The 18,395-nt window shown below is 53.3% G+C and carries 20 protein-coding genes; 10 read left to right on the forward strand and 10 right to left on the reverse strand.

Going from position 1 to position 18,395, the window contains the following annotated elements; translation table 11 throughout:
* Window positions 1-76 precede the first annotated feature (76 nt).
* Window positions 77-844, forward strand: a complete 768-nt coding sequence (locus tag B2R29_RS15885) for a hypothetical protein (protein ID WP_301181956.1) — start codon at window positions 77-79, stop codon at window positions 842-844.
* Complete coding sequence (gene rsmD, locus B2R29_RS15890) at window positions 841-1,398, forward strand: 16S rRNA (guanine(966)-N(2))-methyltransferase RsmD (RefSeq protein WP_301181957.1); 558 nt, start codon at window positions 841-843, stop codon at window positions 1,396-1,398. Before B2R29_RS15885 ends, rsmD begins: the two co-directional genes overlap by 4 nt.
* A gap of 5 nt (window positions 1,399-1,403) precedes the next feature.
* Here rsmD and B2R29_RS15895 read toward each other — a convergent pair whose 3' ends face one another.
* Together B2R29_RS15895 and B2R29_RS15900 are read right to left on the reverse strand one after the other, a co-directional pair.
* Entirely contained in the window at window positions 1,404-2,054 is a 651-nt protein-coding gene (locus B2R29_RS15895; protein WP_301181959.1) for a sensor histidine kinase, read from the reverse strand.
* A 12-nt stretch (window positions 2,055-2,066) separates the two neighbouring features.
* Complete coding sequence (locus tag B2R29_RS15900; protein ID WP_301181960.1) at window positions 2,067-3,704, reverse strand: response regulator; 1,638 nt, start codon at window positions 3,702-3,704, stop codon at window positions 2,067-2,069.
* 155 nt (window positions 3,705-3,859) lie between these two features.
* Between B2R29_RS15900 and B2R29_RS15905 the strand changes: the two genes are divergently transcribed.
* Complete coding sequence (locus B2R29_RS15905) at window positions 3,860-4,765, forward strand: lysophospholipid acyltransferase family protein (protein WP_301181961.1); 906 nt, start codon at window positions 3,860-3,862, stop codon at window positions 4,763-4,765.
* Window positions 4,766-4,850: 85 nt separating this feature from the next.
* Here the strand turns inward: B2R29_RS15905 and B2R29_RS15910 are convergent, their stop codons facing one another.
* The 4 genes from B2R29_RS15910 to B2R29_RS15925 form a co-directional block, all read right to left on the reverse strand.
* Window positions 4,851-5,450, reverse strand: a complete 600-nt coding sequence (locus B2R29_RS15910) for a DoxX family protein (protein WP_301181962.1) — start codon at window positions 5,448-5,450, stop codon at window positions 4,851-4,853.
* 28 nt (window positions 5,451-5,478) lie between these two features.
* Window positions 5,479-5,814: a hypothetical protein gene (locus tag B2R29_RS15915; protein WP_301181963.1), complete on the reverse strand. Its 336-nt coding sequence runs from the start codon at window positions 5,812-5,814 to the stop codon at window positions 5,479-5,481.
* A gap of 97 nt (window positions 5,815-5,911) precedes the next feature.
* Window positions 5,912-6,106 carry a zf-HC2 domain-containing protein gene (locus tag B2R29_RS15920; protein ID WP_301181964.1) on the reverse strand — a complete coding sequence of 65 codons (195 nt, stop codon included), beginning with the start codon at window positions 6,104-6,106 and terminating at the stop codon, window positions 5,912-5,914.
* Between the two features lie 18 nt (window positions 6,107-6,124).
* Window positions 6,125-6,700, reverse strand: a complete 576-nt coding sequence (locus B2R29_RS15925; protein WP_301181965.1) for a sigma-70 family RNA polymerase sigma factor — start codon at window positions 6,698-6,700, stop codon at window positions 6,125-6,127.
* A 183-nt stretch (window positions 6,701-6,883) separates the two neighbouring features.
* On the opposite strand from B2R29_RS15925, the gene B2R29_RS15930 reads away from it, so the two are divergent.
* From B2R29_RS15930 to B2R29_RS15945, 4 genes are all read left to right on the forward strand, one after another.
* Entirely contained in the window at window positions 6,884-7,207 is a 324-nt protein-coding gene (locus B2R29_RS15930; RefSeq protein ID WP_301181966.1) for a hypothetical protein, read from the forward strand.
* A gap of 128 nt (window positions 7,208-7,335) precedes the next feature.
* The gene (locus B2R29_RS15935; RefSeq protein ID WP_301181967.1) at window positions 7,336-8,559 is read left to right on the forward strand and encodes a TolC family protein; all 1,224 of its coding nucleotides are present in this window, start codon (window positions 7,336-7,338) and stop codon (window positions 8,557-8,559) included.
* The gene (locus B2R29_RS15940; RefSeq protein WP_301181968.1) at window positions 8,556-9,485 is read left to right on the forward strand and encodes an efflux RND transporter periplasmic adaptor subunit; all 930 of its coding nucleotides are present in this window, start codon (window positions 8,556-8,558) and stop codon (window positions 9,483-9,485) included. Before B2R29_RS15935 ends, B2R29_RS15940 begins: the two co-directional genes overlap by 4 nt.
* A 9-nt stretch (window positions 9,486-9,494) precedes the next feature.
* On the forward strand, window positions 9,495-12,623 hold the full coding sequence (locus B2R29_RS15945) for an efflux RND transporter permease subunit (RefSeq protein ID WP_301181969.1): 3,129 nt from the start codon (window positions 9,495-9,497) through the stop codon (window positions 12,621-12,623).
* A gap of 57 nt (window positions 12,624-12,680) precedes the next feature.
* Here the strand turns inward: B2R29_RS15945 and B2R29_RS15950 are convergent, their stop codons facing one another.
* From B2R29_RS15950 to B2R29_RS15960, 3 genes are all read right to left on the reverse strand, one after another.
* On the reverse strand, window positions 12,681-13,535 hold the full coding sequence (locus tag B2R29_RS15950; protein WP_301181970.1) for a universal stress protein: 855 nt from the start codon (window positions 13,533-13,535) through the stop codon (window positions 12,681-12,683).
* A 72-nt stretch (window positions 13,536-13,607) separates the two neighbouring features.
* Window positions 13,608-15,095, reverse strand: a complete 1,488-nt coding sequence (locus tag B2R29_RS15955; RefSeq protein ID WP_301181971.1) for a SulP family inorganic anion transporter — start codon at window positions 15,093-15,095, stop codon at window positions 13,608-13,610.
* 177 nt (window positions 15,096-15,272) lie between these two features.
* On the reverse strand, window positions 15,273-16,112 hold the full coding sequence (locus B2R29_RS15960; RefSeq protein ID WP_301181972.1) for a DUF6160 family protein: 840 nt from the start codon (window positions 16,110-16,112) through the stop codon (window positions 15,273-15,275).
* A 239-nt stretch (window positions 16,113-16,351) separates the two neighbouring features.
* Between B2R29_RS15960 and B2R29_RS15965 the strand changes: the two genes are divergently transcribed.
* The 3 genes from B2R29_RS15965 (at window position 16,352) to vapC (ending at window position 17,911) form a co-directional block, all read left to right on the forward strand.
* The gene (locus tag B2R29_RS15965; RefSeq protein WP_301181973.1) at window positions 16,352-17,209 is read left to right on the forward strand and encodes a hypothetical protein; all 858 of its coding nucleotides are present in this window, start codon (window positions 16,352-16,354) and stop codon (window positions 17,207-17,209) included.
* 73 nt (window positions 17,210-17,282) lie between these two features.
* Complete coding sequence (gene vapB / locus B2R29_RS15970) at window positions 17,283-17,513, forward strand: type II toxin-antitoxin system VapB family antitoxin (RefSeq protein ID WP_301181974.1); 231 nt, start codon at window positions 17,283-17,285, stop codon at window positions 17,511-17,513.
* Window positions 17,513-17,911, forward strand: coding sequence for a type II toxin-antitoxin system tRNA(fMet)-specific endonuclease VapC (vapC, locus tag B2R29_RS15975; RefSeq protein WP_301181975.1), 399 nt, complete (start codon window positions 17,513-17,515; stop codon window positions 17,909-17,911). Before vapB ends, vapC begins: the two co-directional genes overlap by 1 nt.
* 12 nt (window positions 17,912-17,923) lie before the next feature.
* On the opposite strand, the gene B2R29_RS15980 is transcribed toward vapC, so the two are convergent.
* Complete coding sequence (locus B2R29_RS15980; RefSeq protein ID WP_301181976.1) at window positions 17,924-18,394, reverse strand: hypothetical protein; 471 nt, start codon at window positions 18,392-18,394, stop codon at window positions 17,924-17,926.
* Window position 18,395 lies beyond the last annotated feature (1 nt).

The raw sequence follows: 18,395 nt of genomic DNA on the forward strand, positions 1-18,395 counted from the left end.
CAATCAGGATGGGCGCATGCGCGCTGATGGGGTGCTATCCTAACACTATGAGTTGTTTACAGGGAGTTCTCCTTAGATGTTCCATGGATTAAGCCGTCGCACCCTGAATGCTCTGATCATCGGCTGCCTCCTTATCATCACCGTCATCAATCTGAATTTCACTACGAATGAAGACACGCCTCTTGAACCCTTAGACGCGCCGCCGCTTGCCGACACGGGCTGGCATCTGTGGCACAGCAATAAAGGCGTGCCCGTGTACTGGCAGCCGACGGCATCCGCCAATATTCAGATCGCCGTCATCGGAGAAGATCATTACGCGCTCAAGACGCAGGTTCCGGCAAGTGATTGGGCATTACATCTGGCGACCCGTATCACACCGACGGAACATTCACGAAGGGCGGGGCTCGCTCTGCAGGGCCCTCTGACGGGCGTCGAAATGCAGCAAGCGGCTTCGTTTCTGATACAGAAACTTTCTCTGACAGCGCCCGAGACTCCCACCGAAAAGATGACCCTTTGCCAGCAGCAGCACCCGGCTGGCGCTCTGTGGTGGAACCGCGAACAGGGCGCCAGCGCAGTGCAGCCAGCCTCTCCCGGTCATAAGCCGACACCAACGAGAGAAGAGTGGGCTCATTTCAGACAAGGTGAAATAAAACGTCTGCGCCGCGAGTGGCTGAACCCAGGGTCGGCCATCGACATTGCCTCTGAACTTGCCTACCATCAACAAGCTGAAGACTATTTTCTTACATTATATCAGGCACTTGCGGTCTCTCAACGTACTGAACCGCAAGCGTTTTCTGAGTGTCTTACAGCGCTGAATTCATCTGCATCACGGAGCTCTGAGTGAGCCGACAATCTCATCATCAATTACGTATCATTGGTGGCCAGTGGCGTTCTCGCCGACTGCGCTTTCCTGCCATTGATGGCCTGCGTCCAACGATGGATCGTGTTCGCGAGACGGTGTTTAACTGGCTGCAATCTGACATTGAGGGTGCACGTGTGCTCGATGCCTTCGCCGGCAGTGGCGCGCTTGGGTTTGAAGCGCTATCCAGAGGCGCAAAAGAAGTCATTTTCCTGGAGAAGCATGCGAAGGCGGCCTTTCAGCTTAAGGACAACCTGAAGCAACTCGATGCGCGCAATGCTCAGGTCTGGGCTGGAGATGCTCTGATGTGGCTGGAACAGAACCCAGAACCTTACGATCTGGTATTCCTTGATCCGCCGTTTGGTAAAGATCTGTTGCAGCCCGCACTAAACAAACTGACGTTACTGCCCGGTGCTCTGGTTTATATTGAACACGAAGCCAGCCTCGAGCCCGAATTTCCGGGACACTGGGAAGAGTTGAAGAACAAAGGCACCAAGGAGTTTGTATTCCGCCTGTTTGAAGTTGGCGAAACGTCCTGAGCCGATCAGGGTAAGGTGATTATGGCCTCTGCACCACCGTCTGCGGCGTTTTGCAGATCAAGTGTTGCAGGCTTCGCTGGCGTAGAGTGGTGAGCAACCATCAACTCGGTAAAATATAACCCCATACCGGTGCTCCCCTCTTTATCCCGGTCCCCGCTATCACTGTCATCACTGCCATCAAGAATATCCTCAGGGTAACCCGGACCGTCGTCACTCACTCTGATCTGGAGCCCTGCGCCCTGCTCTTCTGCGGTCACTGCGATATTTTTTGCGCCGGCCTGAGCACTGTTATTCAGAAGATTCGTCAATGCCATCTGCATTAAGGCATCGTTGTAATAGCCCTGACAGTCAGAGTCTATGCCGATCGTTACCTCAACGTCAGGCCAGTGCACTCTGAAGCACTCAATCGCATGCTTTACTGTATCCGAGGGCCAGGCGTCATCTGCCGGAAAATTCCCGCGTTCCTGTAACCGATACAGTGTCACCAACTGCATCGCATCCTGATGTACCCGACGACTGCGCGCGAACACCGGGTACAGTTTGTCTCTATGCTCCTTCGGCATTTCCTTCATGGCCTTTTCGCCCTCCAGCAGGACAGAGTGCAGCTGGTTTTTAAGGTCATGAATAATTGCACCGGCAAGATCTTTAAGATTCATCAGATTCCCTCTCTACAGTCCCGCCGAGCGACGTAAGCGCTCACAGGTTTCTTTCAGACGCTTATAACGATCGTGTCGTTCATCGAAATGACCGACATTACCAACCCGGCGCAGCAGGCGATAACAGTCTTTTAGCTGACCGACATCCAACTGCTCGTTTTCGATATAACTGACTTTTGCCTGAATGGCATTGAGAAGCACACTGATTCCAGCCTCTTCAAACCGGGTTGCCTGATCAAAGGCGGCAATCGCTTCTTTAAGCTCACCACGCTCGTAATGGGCAACGCCTTTTTCATTCAGCTCAGCGGACTTTTCACGCGCATTTATGTTCGACAAGCGTTCTTCGATTGAACCCAATCGTTGCAATAGTTTATTGGCGACACCCTGATCCTTCATGACCTGAACCATATTGGCGGCTTTCTCAGACTGGCCGGTATCAATATAGACCTCTGTCATGGTCAACTGCTGCTCGCCCGTCGGTTCTTTTATCCGGGCCAGAACCCCTTCAGCTTTATCGGCACTGCCACGGGCTTTGTTGTCGTCTTCAACCGCCTTGTAGGTTCTGCTCTCAGCAATGGTGGCATCAAATACAACGCCCATATTGCCCGAGAACTCCTGCTTCATTTCATCCAAGGCTCGCAAGGCTTTATTACACAGCAAGCGATTCTCTTTGGTTTGTTCAGCGTCCAGATTATGTTGTGCTGCTTCGACAAACTGCTGATAAGTCACCGAGCTTTTATAGCAGGAATAACGCGCCAGTCTCATCGCCTGCTCGAAGGCATCCTGAGCGACGGTGTAGCTTTCGTTCGACAGAGCCAGCTGGCCTAACTCCAGCTGACGCAACACGGCACGCGGAGAGATTCTGACGGCAGCTTCAAGTTCCTGCTGAGCCTCTTCGCTCTTTCCCTGGCCAATGAGGATCTTCGCCAACCAGTCATGACACTGAACGTACAAGGGGTGATCCAGTAGTGTGGCTCGAATCAGAGACACGGCCTGATCGGTATCGCCCAGAAAGTGAAAACACACCGCCTGACCAAGACGAGCCCAGGACGCCGGGCGGCTTTCAAGAACCCGAGTGTAGGCCTCAAGAGCATCTTCGTAGCGCTCCTGTTTAAGGCAGAGTTTTCCCTGTAAGCGGGAAACAGGAAGTAATAAGCGAGGATGTTCTATTCTGATCTGATCTGCGATTTCTATCGCCCAATCAATCTGCCCCTGATCAACCGCCCTGTTCATAGGCAGAAGAATAGTTTTGAGGATACTGAGCCGATAAAGCCGCTCGCGCAGAATACTCAGAGTGAAGGGTTTCGTGACATACGCATCCGGGTCGTATTCGAGCGCCCCCATGACGCGGTCAACTGCATTTTCACCTGTGATCATCACAAACGAGGCGGTAGCTCGAAGCCGGCTGGTATATCTGGCCTCTTCCAGGATCTGCTGTCCATCCTTAGCTTTCCCAAGGTTGTAGTCAGACAGCACCAGGTCGAAGTCATGCTCCATGATGTGCTCTACGGCCTCTCGCCCATCCGTAGCCGTATAGACATCATCGGCTCCTAACACCGAAAGCATGCTTTTCAGCGCACTGCGCGCCTCAACAAGGTCATCAACGATCAGTATTTTCTGTCCCTGCAGGTTAAAGCTCGCTTCCGTCATAACGCTGGCAATCCCGACTGCTACTAATTGGTTATCTGGCTGAAGTTATATTCCCCCATATCCTGCAAGGGTCATTTGAGTTTAGCAGAGGCTCAGAAAGTGACCGGCAATGGCGTAGGTTGTACACTTTGTTCACTCTGTTGAAGGTGAGAAATGTGAATAGTCTGATTGGTTATCTGATGATCGGCGCAGTAAAGTTGATGGGGCTCGTCTCGTTGCCGACAGCGCAACGTATCGGTCGCATATTAGGAAAGAGGCTGGCATCAAAGCGCACCCGCTCCCGCGAAGTCGCACGGGTTAATCTGGCGATGTGCTTTGCCGATAAGAGTGACGATTATCGCGAAACCCTGCTCTACGACACGCTGATCCAGAATGGCATGACAGGCGGCGAAATGGGCCCTATGTGGGGATACTCCCATGACAAGCTGCTGACCATGGTGAGAAAAGTCCATAACCTGGAACTGCTGGAAGAGAAACTCGCCGATGAGCGAGGCCTTTTATTTATGTCCCCACACCTGGGTAACTGGGAAATCGTCAGTGCCTGGCTGGCCACATTAACATCAGCAACCATCATGTATCGCCCGGCAAAGATGAAAAATTTCAGCGACTGGATGGTATCCCGCCGCGAAGCCGTTGGGGCAGAACTGGTGCCTACCACAGGAGGCGGCGTTAAGGCCTTGTTCGCTACTCTGAATGCCGGAAAAGTCGTCGGCTTTTTGCCGGATCAGGAGCCGAAACGTGAGCGGGGTGTGTTCGCCCCTTTTATGGGTGTTGAAACCCTGACGCCGACATTACCTCATCAGATGATCCGCGAAACAGGCTGTCAGGTGATTTATGCGTTTGGTGAGCGTTTACCAGATGCCCAAGGGTTCGATATCCATCTGTTTGATGCACTACCTGAACAGTTTGATCCTGATCCTGTTGTCTCAGCGACGGCGATGAACCAGTCTATTGAGAACTGCGTTCGTGTCTGTCCTGCTCAATATCAGTGGACGTACAAACGCTTTAAACGCCGCCCGAATGACGGAGTTAATCCCTATAAAATAGCGAAAGTCCCCTGATGCAGAACAAGCCATAGGAGGAATAAACAAAGAAAAACAGGGCCACTGGAATCAGTGGCCCCGTTTGCTTCAGGCATGATGTATTTCAGTCGCGCTCCAGCGATCGGGAGACATAGAAATCAACGCTGGTATAACGGCCACCCCCTGTAAACAGTAAGGTCAGCAGCATAATGAAATAAGTCGCAGCGAACTCGATACCGTTATTGAGCACAACAAGCGACCCCCGCCCGGTCAACCAGCTGTAATTACCGTGCTCCTGCAGGATATTTTTCGCTCGTTCGAGGCGCTCGGCCGACTCCAGCACACGTTCATTGGCAAGCCATGAACTGCTGTCTGCAATAGCTAGCCAACCGTGCTCAAGATGCACCGTCAGCGCGGCAACGACCATGGTCGCCATCAGTGGAATACTGACCAGCCGCACGGCGATACCCGGAATCAACAACGCACCGCCCACCAGCTCAGTGCCCGCTGCGAGCACAACCATCAGCTCAGGAAATGGCAACCCAAGGCCCCAGTCAGCATTACCAAACCAGGCCACAGTACTATCGAACGACTGAAACTTGGTCCAACCTGCCTGCATCATGACGGGAGCCAGATACAGTCGCAGCAGCAACGGCGCGAGGCCATCAAGATGCAGGATTCGCTGAAGTACAGCCTTGTAGTGTTGAGTCATTGTTCTGAGCATGGGTCAGCCTTTATTTGCCACTGAGGTCTTATTTAGAACCGCCGCATTTGCCTTCGCCGCACTTGCCTTCAGAGTCAGACTTAGCACCGCACTTGCCTTCACCGCACTTGCCTTCACCGCACTTGCCTTCAGAGTCAGACTTAGCACCGCACTTGCCTTCAGAGTCGGCTTTAGCACCGCATTTGCCTTCGCCACATTTGCCTTCACCGCACTTACCTTCAGCAGACTTTTCAGCGTGATGACCTGCAACCTGATAGCCAGATTCCAGCGACTGGGATGCAAATGGGTTTTCAGCAGCAGTTACTGTGGCCGAAGCGGCACCAAGGAGCATTGCAGCAGACAGCGTAGTCATGGTCTTTTTCATAGTAATTTCTCTCTGATTAATAACTGAGTATTTGCAGCGATTCTGCCGCACATGATTATGGTCGTACCGTCGGACAGTTTTCTTACACAGGGGGAAATTAATTTTTATCGGATTCTTGCTCCGACGTTTTCTCATCCTGAATTAACATCCTCAACGAGCTGAGCTGACGACCAAACTCACGGCAGCCCGAACACATTGCTGTGTGCACTTTAAGATTCATTTTTTCAGACAGTGTCAATGGCCGCTCCTGGCTTTCCGACAGCAGTCGGGTGGCTTGTTCACAACTTAGCATGGTGGTCCTCCCGAACGATTATTGAAACCAGTGATCAGATAAGCACGCCCGTAACTTCAGACGCGCGCGATGCAGAAGAACATGAAGATTGCTCGTCGACAGCTCAAGCGAGGCGCATATTTCCGCGGAATCCAATTCAATAAATTCGCGCATCATAAACACCCTTGCCTGCTCTGCGGGCAGTGCCTCAAGGCAGGTATCAAACACCTGCCAGAACTGAGTACTATCGGCCAGTTCGTGGGTGTTCCCCCAGCGCCTTGGGGTTGCTCCTGCCTGCCAATGCCCTCGCCCATCAAAGAGTTCGTCGTCATCCGAAGCGCAATCCTTACAGGCTTCACGCACGGGTTCCCGGTACTGGCCTCGCAGTACATCCGCAATTTTCTTGCGCAGGATAGAGAACACCCAGGTTTTCAGTGTCGACTGGCGCGAAAAAGACGACGCATTTTTCAATGCTCCGGCAAGTGCTTCCTGCACCGCGTCTTCGGCCAGGTGTTCATCGTCGAGCTGCAGCCGCGCGAAGCTGAGCATCTGCCTGCGCAGACTGTCTAAATCTTCGTCACGAAAGGTCACGTGCAACTGGTTTTTTTCTGCCATTGCTGAGATCCTGAAGGTAGTCTTATGTGACTATACTAAAAGTTTGCCCTGAGTTTGCCCTAATAGCTCAGAACGCTCAGGCAATACTACGAATACGACAACCACCAAACCGCTGTCCGGAAATATATGCCTGCAACTGATAACAAACATCAGCTATTCAGACCATCGCCTGCGGTGATACTGATGCTGTTCGTTCTTATGTTGCAAAGTCTTGCGCCCTTCAATGAAGTGACGGATATATTTTCAGCCGATCCGGATGCCTCAGATATCGCTCATCACGATTCAGACCATCACAGTGATCACAATCATCAAGAGCATACTGTTGAAGACTCTTGCCCTGAAACAGGCCACACAGGTTGTCATGCTCATCAGCACATAACCCCTACGACACTGCCTCAACACTGGTCAGCACCACAACTCAGTAATGTGATTATCAAACAACCCGGCCCCTTTGTCCGGGCTCCATTCTCTCCGCTCACGGGTATCTACCGCCCTCCGATCTCCTGAATAGCCAACCGCTAAATCAACCCGATTCCGGGCGGCCTTATGGTCGCCTGACAGATCAGCTATTCAGGAAAACATATGAAATCACACATCTCATGCGGTGTAGTGGGCCTGTTTTTGCCCTGAGCACCGTGTCGTCAGCATCCTCTCAGGCGTTGACTCTTGAAGAAACGATAAAGCGTACGCAAGCCGCTCATCCACAGTTCAGAGCCTATTCGGCACTGCAACGTGCGAGCAAGGCTGACATTGATACTCAATCCCTGGCCCCTCCGGTTATTCTCAGTGGCGAGGCTGATAACTTCATCGGTAATGGCAATTACCAACAGGCAACACAGGCCGAGTTTACACTCGCCCTGTCATCAGTCATTGAGTTAGGAGGTCAGCGTGAGGCCAGACGTCAGCAGGCGTTATCGGCTTACGAACTTTCAGACGCTCAGAGTAAAGCGCAGACACTGTCGTTACTGAGTGATGCCACACGTGCGTTCATCACGACACTGGCGTCACAGGAAAGACTCGCACTGGCAACAGAAAGTCTGAATCTCAACGAGCAGGCGTTAGCGGTCGTCGACAAGCGCCACCAGCGCGGCGCTGCCCCTGTCAACGACCGCCTTCGCGCCGAAGCCGCGGTTGAGCGCGCGTCCTCCACCCTCAGACAGGCGCGCATGCAGCTCAACGACGATATCTACCGGCTCACAAATTATTGGCTGACAGCCAACGAGTCACGGGACGAAATCCGCCTGGCCGGCGACCTGTATGACACAGGCCCCATAGCGGCAGAATTTTCTCAGTTACTGACGACCATCGATAGCGCGCTGGTTCTGGAGGTTTACGCCAGTCAGGCCCGACTGGCCGAAGCCGGGGCCACTCTGGCGCAAGCTGAAAGCACCGGCGGTGTCGACTGGCGACTTGGTCTGACGCATTTCGCTGACAGCGGTGATAAAGCCCTGAGTGCAGGGGTCAGCGCCCCTCTGTTCAGCGGTCGTCGCGGGGTATCAGCAAACAACGCTGCCCGGCAACGTTCTGTCGCGAGTGAACATCAATACCTGAGCCACAAACGCGAGGTCACGCAAAAACTCCATACCACATGGAGTGCTTTGAAACGACACTCCGCCAATGTCGAGGCCTACCGACAAAAGATCATCCCGCTGTTGAAGCAAGCCATGAATGAAGTCGGGCAAGGGTACGCCCAGGGCCGCTACCGATATCAGGATTGGCAGATTGCCCAGGAAGAGCTGATCGAAGCGCAGCACCAGCTCATCACCAGTGCCACTGGTGCACAGATCAGCCGCACGTTAATCGAAGAGTTAACCGCCACTGCCGTGAGTAACCAGACAACACAGGACGCACCACTATGATGTTTCGACTATACACCCTCACCCTCTGTCTGCTGCTTAGCCTGTCTTTATCTGCAAGCGCCTCAGATGACCATGACCATAAACACGAGCAAGAACACGAGCACGAGCACGAGCACGAGCACGACAGCGAAGCGGCTGAGATATCAGCCTCTATGGCCAGCGCCAATGGCATTAAAACCGCACACGCATCGTCCGGGCCGGTGAGCACCAGTTTGCCTGTCTTCGCGACGCTGGTGACGCCTCCTCAGCAGGAGGTCAGACTCAGTGGCCGCTTTCCCGGTCTGATCACCGACGTCCGCGTTGCACCCGGCGATACCGTCACCAAAGGACAATCGCTGGCCAGCATCGAAAGCAATGAAAGCCTCAGTCGCTATGATCTTAAATCGCCCATTTCAGGGGTCATCAGCGACAGCCATGCGGCGGTTGGTAATCTGGCCACCAGTGCACCCTTGTTTGTCATCGTCGACTTATCCAGGCTCTGGCTGGAAATTCCGGTACATCCCTCGCAGCGACAGCAAATATCAGTCGGCCAGCAGGTGACTATGCCCGGCGACAACCTATCCACCCGGATTGAGTCAATAGCGCCTCCCGCCCACGGTCAGTCGTACTGGCGAGCGCGGGCTCAGGTGGCTAATGAAAGTGGAGACTTAACTCCCGGCGAGGTAACACTGACGCACATCACAACCGCCGAAACCTCCGCCAGAGTGCGGGTCGAGAACCGTGCCCTGCAAACCCACGAAGGAAATACCGTGGTGTTTGTGCATCACGATGGAGAGTACGAAGCACGCCCAGTAACCACAGGCGCTCGTGACGCCAACTTCACCGAGATCACGGCCGGATTAAACGCGGGAGAAGAGTACGTCACGGCCAACAGTTACCTGATAAAAGCAGACATCGGTAAGTCCGGTGCTGCACACCAGCACTAAGGAGGTCACATGCTGAATGCCATCATACGGCTGGCAGTGGAGCGACGCTTCCTGATGCTGGCCTCAAGCTTGTTAGTAATTGCCGCAGGGCTCTGGAGTTATCGCTATTTAGCCATTGATGCTGTACCGGACATTACCAATGTTCAGGTTCAGATTAATACGGAAGCGCCCGGATACTCCCCCCTCGAAGCCGAGCAACGGGTGACATTTCCGGTCGAAACCGCACTCTACGGGCTGCCCCAACTTGAATACACCCGGTCGTTGTCACGCTACGGCCTGTCTCAGGTGACCGTTGTTTTTAAAGACGGCACCGATATTTACCACGCACGCAATCTGATCGATGAGCGGCTGGGGCAAATAAGTGGTTCCTTACCTGAAGGGCTGAAGCCGGCCATGGGGCCAATCAGTACCGGGCTTGGCGAAATATTCAGTTACACCGTCACAGCCGACAGAGATGCCCGTCAGGCGGACGGCAGCCCGTACGATGCGATGGCCCTGCGCACAGTGCAGGACTGGATCATCCGGCCGCAGCTGGCTCAGGTGAGCGGCGTTGCTGAAATCAATACCAGCGGTGGTTTCGAAGAGCAGATTCATATCCGCCCGGACCCAGCCTTGTTACTGCAACACCAGATCACGGTGCCTCAGTTGGTATCCGCGATCAGGCGCAACAACAGCAACCGAGGCGCAGGCTTCATTGAAATTCATGGCGAACAGCAGCTGGTACGAGCCGTCGGTCAACTGACCTCTGTTGATGACCTCCGCGAGACGGTCGTTAAGCGCAACGGCAACGCCATCATCCGCATCCGTGATCTTGCCGAGGTCACGAAAGGAAAGGAGTTACGCACAGGGGCCGCAACACGCAGAGGTAAAGAAACCGTTCTTGGCAGCGCCATGATGCTGCTGGGAGAAAATCCGAAGGAAGTCGCAGAGGCGCTTGAATCACGCCTTGAGGATATCGCAGCCAGCCTGCCCGATGGCGTGAGGACCGAAGTCGTTTACAACCGCACGGATCTGGTTGGCAAAACATTGACGACGGTGAGAACGAACCTGCTCGAGGGCGCTCTTCTGGTCATCCTTGTCCTGTTTATCATGTTGCGCAATCTGCGCGCGGCACTGATCACGGCCGCGGTCATTCCACTGGCGATGCTGGCAACAGTGACCGGCACGGTTCAGACCGGCGTCTCGGCCAACCTCATGAGCCTGGGCGCACTGGACTTCGGTTTGATCGTTGACGGCGCCGTTATCATCGTAGAAAACTGCGTCAGGCGTCTGAATGCCAGCCAGTCAGCGCTTAATCTACAGCAACGACTTGAGCTGGTGTATTCCGCCACCAGCGAGGTGATTAAGCCGAGCCTCTTCGGGGTCGCCATTATCACTCTGGTGTATATCCCGATCTTCAGCCTCACCGGCATCGAGGGCAAAATGTTCCATCCCATGGCGGCGACGGTGGTGATTGCGCTGCTCTCGGCCATGGTGATCAGCATTACACTGGTTCCTGCCGCTATTGCGGTTTTTCTGAAGAACCGGCCAGGCACTCAGCACGGCGACGACTCCGATAAGGCGACCCGGCCTTATTACCAGACTCTGTACGAGCGACTTATTCAGAGGGCGCTTAATGTGCCGGCTGTAATTACCGGCGCAGCGATTCTCCTGGTGGTTGGCTGCCTGCTTCTCAGTACCCGCCTCGGTTCAGAATTCATCCCTCAGCTGGATGAGGGTGACATTGCGCTGCACGCACTACGTATCCCAGGAACATCTCTACAACAATCGTTAGAGATGCAGGTATTACTTGAGGAACGCCTGCTTACTTTTCCTGAGGTTGCGACCGTCTTCTCCCGGTTGGGGACGCCTGAGGTGGCAACCGACCCGATGCCGCCCAATGTCGCGGATACGTTTGTTATCCTCAAACCAAAAGCCCAGTGGCCAGACCCGAGCCTGCACAAAGCTGAGCTGGTAGCGCGGATTGAAGCCAGCGTGCGAGAGCTGCCGGGAAATAACTACGAATTCACGCAGCCCATTCAGATGCGCTTCAATGAATTGATCTCAGGCGTGCGCGCCGACCTTGGGGTTAAGGTCTTTGGTGATGATCTGAACCAGCTACTTGCTTCGGCCAATGAGGTTGCCACGCTTCTTCGCTCTGTAAAAGGCAGTGCCGATGTCCGGGTAGAGCAGGTGACCGGGCTTCCTGTACTGACTCTGCACCCCGACCGTCTGCAATTGGCGGCCTATGGACTGACCGTTGACGACGTTCAGTCACTGTTGTCGACCGCCATCGGCGGACAGTCTGCAGGACAGATCTATCGTGGCGACCAGAGCATTCCTCTCGTCGTCAGATTTCCCGACGCTCTTCGCCAGAACTCAGACCTGATTAAAGCACTGCCTGTACCTTTGGCGGATGGCGGGTTTGTACCGCTGAGCGAAGTCGCTGACATCAAACTCGCTCCCGCCCCTGCGCAGATCAGTCGTGAGAATGGTAAACGACGTATTGTCGTTACTGCCAATGTACGCGGTCGTGATCTCGGCAGTTTCGTAGAAGAGGTCCGCCGGAGAGCGGCCTCAGAAGTCAACTTACCCAGCGGCTACTGGCTCGAATACGGCGGCACCTTCGAGCAACTCCAGTCAGCACAGGCACGACTAACCTGGATAGTACCTGCCACTCTGGCATTGATTCTGTTTATGCTGATATCAGCCTTCGGCAACCTGCGCGACGCTCTGATCATCTTCAGCGGTGTGCCTCTGGCCTTAACCGGGGGAATACTCTTTCTTTGGTTAAGAGGGATGCCAATGTCGATTTCAGCGGCGGTGGGCTTTATCGCACTGTCCGGCATATCGGTATTGAACGGCCTCGTCATGCTGACCTTTATTCGCCAGCTCCGGGATAATGGCCACGACTTGCGTGACGCCGTAATCCAGGGGGCAACCATGCGGCTGCGGCCGGTATTGATGACCGCGTTCGTTGCAGGGCTTGGGTTCGTCCCTATGGCGTTAAATACCGGGATAGGCGCAGAAGTTCAGCGACCACTCGCCACTGTGGTGATTGGTGGCATACTGACAGCAACGACCCTGACTCTGCTCGTTGTGCCGGTACTGTATTACTGGCTGAACCAGCGAGGTTCTACAGAATCCAACCCGGCCTGAGAATGGCAATAAAAAAGGGGCCAGTGGCCCCTTCTTTTCTTTCATGTCACTGCTGCCTTATCGCAAGAGCAATAGCGGCACCTTGCTATGACTGACCATATTGCGGGTGTGCGAACCCACGAAAAACTGACGGATACGCGAGTGACCATAGGCTCCCATCACGATCAGATCAATCTGATGCCGGAACTGGTAGTCATTGAGAATCGACAGTACATCGCCCTCGCACTGACGCGTGACCACTTTAAAACCGGCTTTTTCAAGACGCTCATGCGCTGTCGTAAACTTCGCGACGTGCTCAGCGTCCGTGTGATTAACCATCACCAGATGGCACTCTGCTTCTTTCAACAGTGGACTGTCAGCGTACGCATCTAGCGCACGCTCGACCGCCTCACTGCCGTCGTAAGCCACCATAAAACGAGTCGGAGTGCGGAAGGATACACCTGTGGTAATCAATACAGGACAAGCCACTGAACGAAGCACCGTCTCCAGCTGGCTACCCAGCGTCGCGACCGTCGGGTCCGGATGGTCCTCGCCCTGACGCCCCATCACCAGAACACGGGTATCGTCAGCAAGTGACAGGACTTCTTCTGACAGACGACCATGACGCTGTTGAACGCTGCAGTCCTGAGCACCATGCTCTTTCGCCCGTTTTTCAGCAGACTCAAGCATGATGCGGCTACTTTCTATAGCCAGCTTAGCGCGCTGAGCATCCAGCTCAGTGAGCTGCTCCAGTAAATGCTCACGGCTACCAAAGCCAATACTGCCACTCAGATCAGCCGCATTTTTATCGACCTTTTCAAGAGTGTGCAGCAGCGTCAGCGGTTGCTGCAATCGCTGGCTGACCCAGGAAGCAGCGTCAACGACGGCCATTGCACCCGGGGAGGCATCGATACATGCCGTAATCTGTTTCATCGTTACTCCTTATCACTCTCTTTCGACAGCAAAACCAAGGCGTTCTACCTATCCATTGTTGATGGCAGTCTGTTAATGACCAGCCATCATTTTTTCGACTTCTTCCGGCTTATCATGCACACCGAAGCGGTCGACAATCGTAGCGCTGGCTTCATTCATACCGAGCAGCTCAACCTCTGCACCTTCGCGGCGGAACTTAATCACCACCTTATCCAATGCAGATACTGACGTAATATCCCAGAAGTGGGCATGCGTCAGATCAATAGTTACCTTAGAGACCGCTTCACGGAAATCGAATGACTTACTGAAGGCATCCGATGACGCAAAGAACACCTGACCGATCACGTTATAAGTGCGTTCACCCGGTGCATCCCGCTCGCTTTTAACTACCATAAAGCGGCCAATTTTGTTCGCAAAGAACAACGATGCCAGAAGGACACCAACGAGTACACCCAGTGCCAGATTGTGCGTCGCGACAACCACAGACACTGTGGCCAGCATCACAATATTGGTCGACATCGGGTGCTTCTTCAGGTTGATCACAGACTCCCAGGAGAAGGTACCGATAGACACCATAATCATGACAGCAACCAGAGCCGCCATCGGTATCTGCCCGATCCATTCATCCAGAAAGACCACCATGATCAGCAGGAACAAGCCTGCGATAAAGGTCGACAGACGACCACGACCACCCGACTTAACATTGATAATCGACTGACCAATCATGGCGCAGCCCGCCATGCCGCCCAGCAAAGAAGAACCAATATTGGCCACACCCTGCCCCTTACATTCGCGGTTTTTATCGCTCTCGGTATCCGTTAGTTCGTCAACGATGGTGGCTGTCATCATGGATTCCAGCAGACCTACGGCGGCTAACGCGGCGGAGTATGGAAGAATGATCCACAGCGTCTCCAGCGTCAGCGGCACGTCTGGCCAGAGGAAAATTGGCAGGGTATCCGGCAGCTCTCCCATGTCGGCAACCGTGCGAACATCGATACCAAAATACATAGATACCGCGGTGATCGTCAGAATGCAGACCAGTGGCGACGGCAGCCAGCTGCCGACTTTAGGCACATACGGAAACAGATAAATAATGCCGAGACCCGCGGCCGTCATAGCGTACACATGCCAGGTCACGTTCGTGAGTTCAGGCAACTGCGCCATAAAAATCAGAATCGCCAGAGCGTTCACAAAGCCCGTGACCACCGACCGCGAGACGAAACGCATCAGGTCACCGAGCTTTAAGAACCCGGCCACAATCTGAATGACACCACACAATAATGAGGCCGCAAGCAGATACTGCAGACCATGCTCTTTCACCAGAGTGACCATCAACAGAGCCATGGCACCGGTAGCTGCTGAAATCATCCCCGGGCGACCGCCGACAATGGCGATAATCACAGCAATACAAAAAGACGCGTACAGCCCCACCTTAGGGTCAACACCGGCAATAATAGAAAAGGCAATCGCCTCAGGGATAAGCGCCAGGGCAACAACAGTACCCGACAGGAAGTCACCGCGAATGTTCGAAAACCACTCACGCTTCAGAGTATTCAACATAAGTAACTGCTCACTTACTAATAAGACACGCACCCGAAGAACTCAGGCGGAAAAGCCGGCATTGTACAGAGCTTGATCAGTGGGGCAACTCGCAACGAAGAAGAGACAGAAAGCCAAACACAAAAAAGCCAGCTTACCGCCCCTGGTAAGCTGGCAAAACCCACTGAGTGGAGGGTTTCAGTGGCCGTAAATTTTCAGGCTGCCGCCAACCATGTTGAGGTTGTCGACTTTCATTGAACCGATTGATCGCCCACCGACCTGAATTGACCCGACAGTGATATCGGCATTCATCCCGATATTGTCTATGGCAAGTGCACCACCGCCCTGCATATTCTCCCCACTGTAAATATCCGCTTCGATAACGGCATTGGCGCTTAGCAGGTTCGGGTTATCGTCATAATCAGAACGGGTCATACGAAAGTCACGGATGCCGAGCCCCAGTGCTGGCATATCGAAATCCATATCATCAATACCCATCCTGAGATCAATATGCAGCTTGTCGGCGCCAAGATCGTCATCATGACCGATGGTGGCCCAAAGCTGAGTGAATATGCCATCCAGTTTGAAATTATCGATCAGGGTAAAGTTCAGATCCCCATCGGCGTCACGAATCTCCCAGGCCTGGGTACGGATACTGAAATCCACCGGCGCCGCATAGCCTACTGGATAGAACTTCAGGGAGAGTTCACCTGCCTCTGATATATCAATATCAAGCTTCAGATCATCAAGTAGCGGAGAGACATTCTGGATAAAAGGTGTGCCACCGTTCGCCGCTGTGTAACCTTCAACAAACAGGTCGTCGCGGTCAGCACCGCCCAGAAATATCTCGGTAATCGCAAGAGAGCCTTCGTCTGTGTAGACGATCTCACCGATGTCCATCTGAGCTTCCATTTCAATGGTAATACCGGACTGCCCGGATACGGTGCTCATGGCGTATTCATCAAGAGATTGCAATTCAGCCAGAGCTGATAGTGGTAGCGTGAGTGCCACCAGACTTACAGTTGGTTTTATTATCATTATTCTTATCCCTGCATCGTTCGCGAGAATAAGCCAGTACCGCATCCCTCTGGCTACTGTTGCAGGTACCAGAATATGCCCCGTTGAAATGCCTCGCCAACGAGTTTAGTCAGGTCGCGCCAAAGTGACCCGATAAGATAACAAAAGCCTCTACATGGCCCGTTTTACTGTATTGATCTTCACCTGACACTGCCCCGGGCGTCAGCTATCATCGCGGAACGACATCCGAGGCTCTCCTTTTGCTGCTCTTATTTACAAAGATACTGGTTACGTTTCTAACGGTCGTTATGCTGGCTGTCGTAGCACGACGCTATGGCCCGGCATGGGCAGGTGTACTGGCAGGCTTTCCGCTGGGTAGCGCCATTACTCTGTACTTTATGGGGTTTGAACTGGGCTCTGATTTCGCAGCAGAAGGAGCGACATATACCCTGATTGGTCTGACCGGCAGCCTGGCGTTGGCTACCAGCTATCTGTATGCCAGCCGTCGCTGGCATCGTCCAAGGCACGTTCTGATACCCGCGACGATAGCACTGGGGGCATTTCTCGCAACGGTCACGCCGCTGCAGTACTGGAACGCCAACTGGTGGCAGAATGCACTGATTATTCTGGCTCTGATCGCCATAGCAAGCCGGCTTCTCCGGTCTGTACCTGACGCCAAAGTCGCACTGAACAGTGACAACCTCTGGCAACGTCCGGCACCAGCGATTCTGTTCCGTGCGGTCATGGCAACCATCAGCGTACTGGGAATTACCGCGATAGCACACTGGCTGTCCCCCTCACAGGCAGGCTTATTAGCAGCGTTTCCTGTCAGCTTTTTTCCGACACTGATCGTATTGCAGTTAAGCTACGGCGCACCGGTCGTCGCTGCCACGGTCAAGCAGTACCCCGCAGGGCTGGTCTCTATGGTGATCTACGTAGCATCAGTCACTCAGATATACCCAATTCTGGGGCTCCAACTGGGCACTGCCGCTGCACTTCTGATTGCGACCTTATACCTCTTGGGGTACGCGTTGGTTAAGTTCCGTCTGAAGCGCGCGCCGTCCTCTGCGATGAACAGTGGAAGTATTAACCAAGCATCAGAAAATGGAGCGGACTAGGTATATGTTATTGACATATACCTAGTCCACTATCATATTAACTAAATCAACCTTCTGTTTAGTGAGGCTAGTTATGGCAGAAGCATCCATATTTTCGAACAACAAGAATCAAGCGATACGAATTCCGCGAGCACTTGAGTTTGCAGACGGTGTGAAAAAGGTGAATATCTTTTCTGTCGGGAATGCACTCATCATAACCCCCGTTGGTGAGAGCTGGGATAGTTGGTTTGAGGGGTTGCGCGCCACGGATGACTTTATGATTGAACGAGAGCAACCGGACGAACAAACGCGTGAGAACTTCTGATGATTAAGTATCTGCTCGATACTAATATCGTGATCTACGCGATCAAAAATAGACCTGAGCAGGTCCGGGAGAAATTCAATACGCATGATGGGCAGATGGCAATTTCCTCTGTCACCCTGATGGAATTGTTATACGGTGCGGAAAAATCCACCAACCCTGAACGTAACCTGAAAGTTGTCGAGTCGTTTGCGAGCCGACTGGAAGTTCTGGACTTTGGCGCACACGCTGCACAGCACACGGGGCAAATCCGCGCTGAACTTGCTCGTAGCGGACGCCCTATCGGCCCGTACGATCAAATGATCGCAGGCCATGCCCGCTCACTCGGTCTTATTGTAGTGACCAATAACGAACGCGAGTTTCAACGGGTTTCTGGTCTACGGGCCGAAAACTGGGTTTAGCCTCCCAGTTCATTACCGCTTCACAAGCGGCGCCCCCTCAAGAAACCTTTCAATCTCGGATGCCATAAGATTGCGGAAGTAGAAACTGAATTCCTTTCCATCGCGCCCGTAGAAAATCAAACAACAGTTATAACCGACCTGACTGATAACCATTTCAACCTTGAATGCTTGCCACTCACTCCACCTGCCAGTCCAACTCTTTTCTCCGCGAATGACCCGGAGTCTCTCTCGATCAAACTCAATCGATTCCTTATGCGACTTCGGAAATAAGCCGAAAGGTAGCCACCAGTAAACCGTCAAAAGAAGAGCAGACATAGCAAAGTAAATCTGCCCCTTCAGATCAGACAAACTCCAACCTAGCTCGATATAGGCTGAAGTAAGTAAGACAAAAGGGACGAGAGCAACGATTGGAATAAACAGACGCTGATTACTGACGCGTTGTAGCTTATTTTCAGAAGACATATCCCTGTCGATAATCCTCAAT

The organism is Thalassolituus sp. UBA3500 (assembly GCF_002377545.1).
Classification (GTDB): Bacteria; Pseudomonadota; Gammaproteobacteria; order Pseudomonadales; family Oceanobacteraceae; genus Thalassolituus.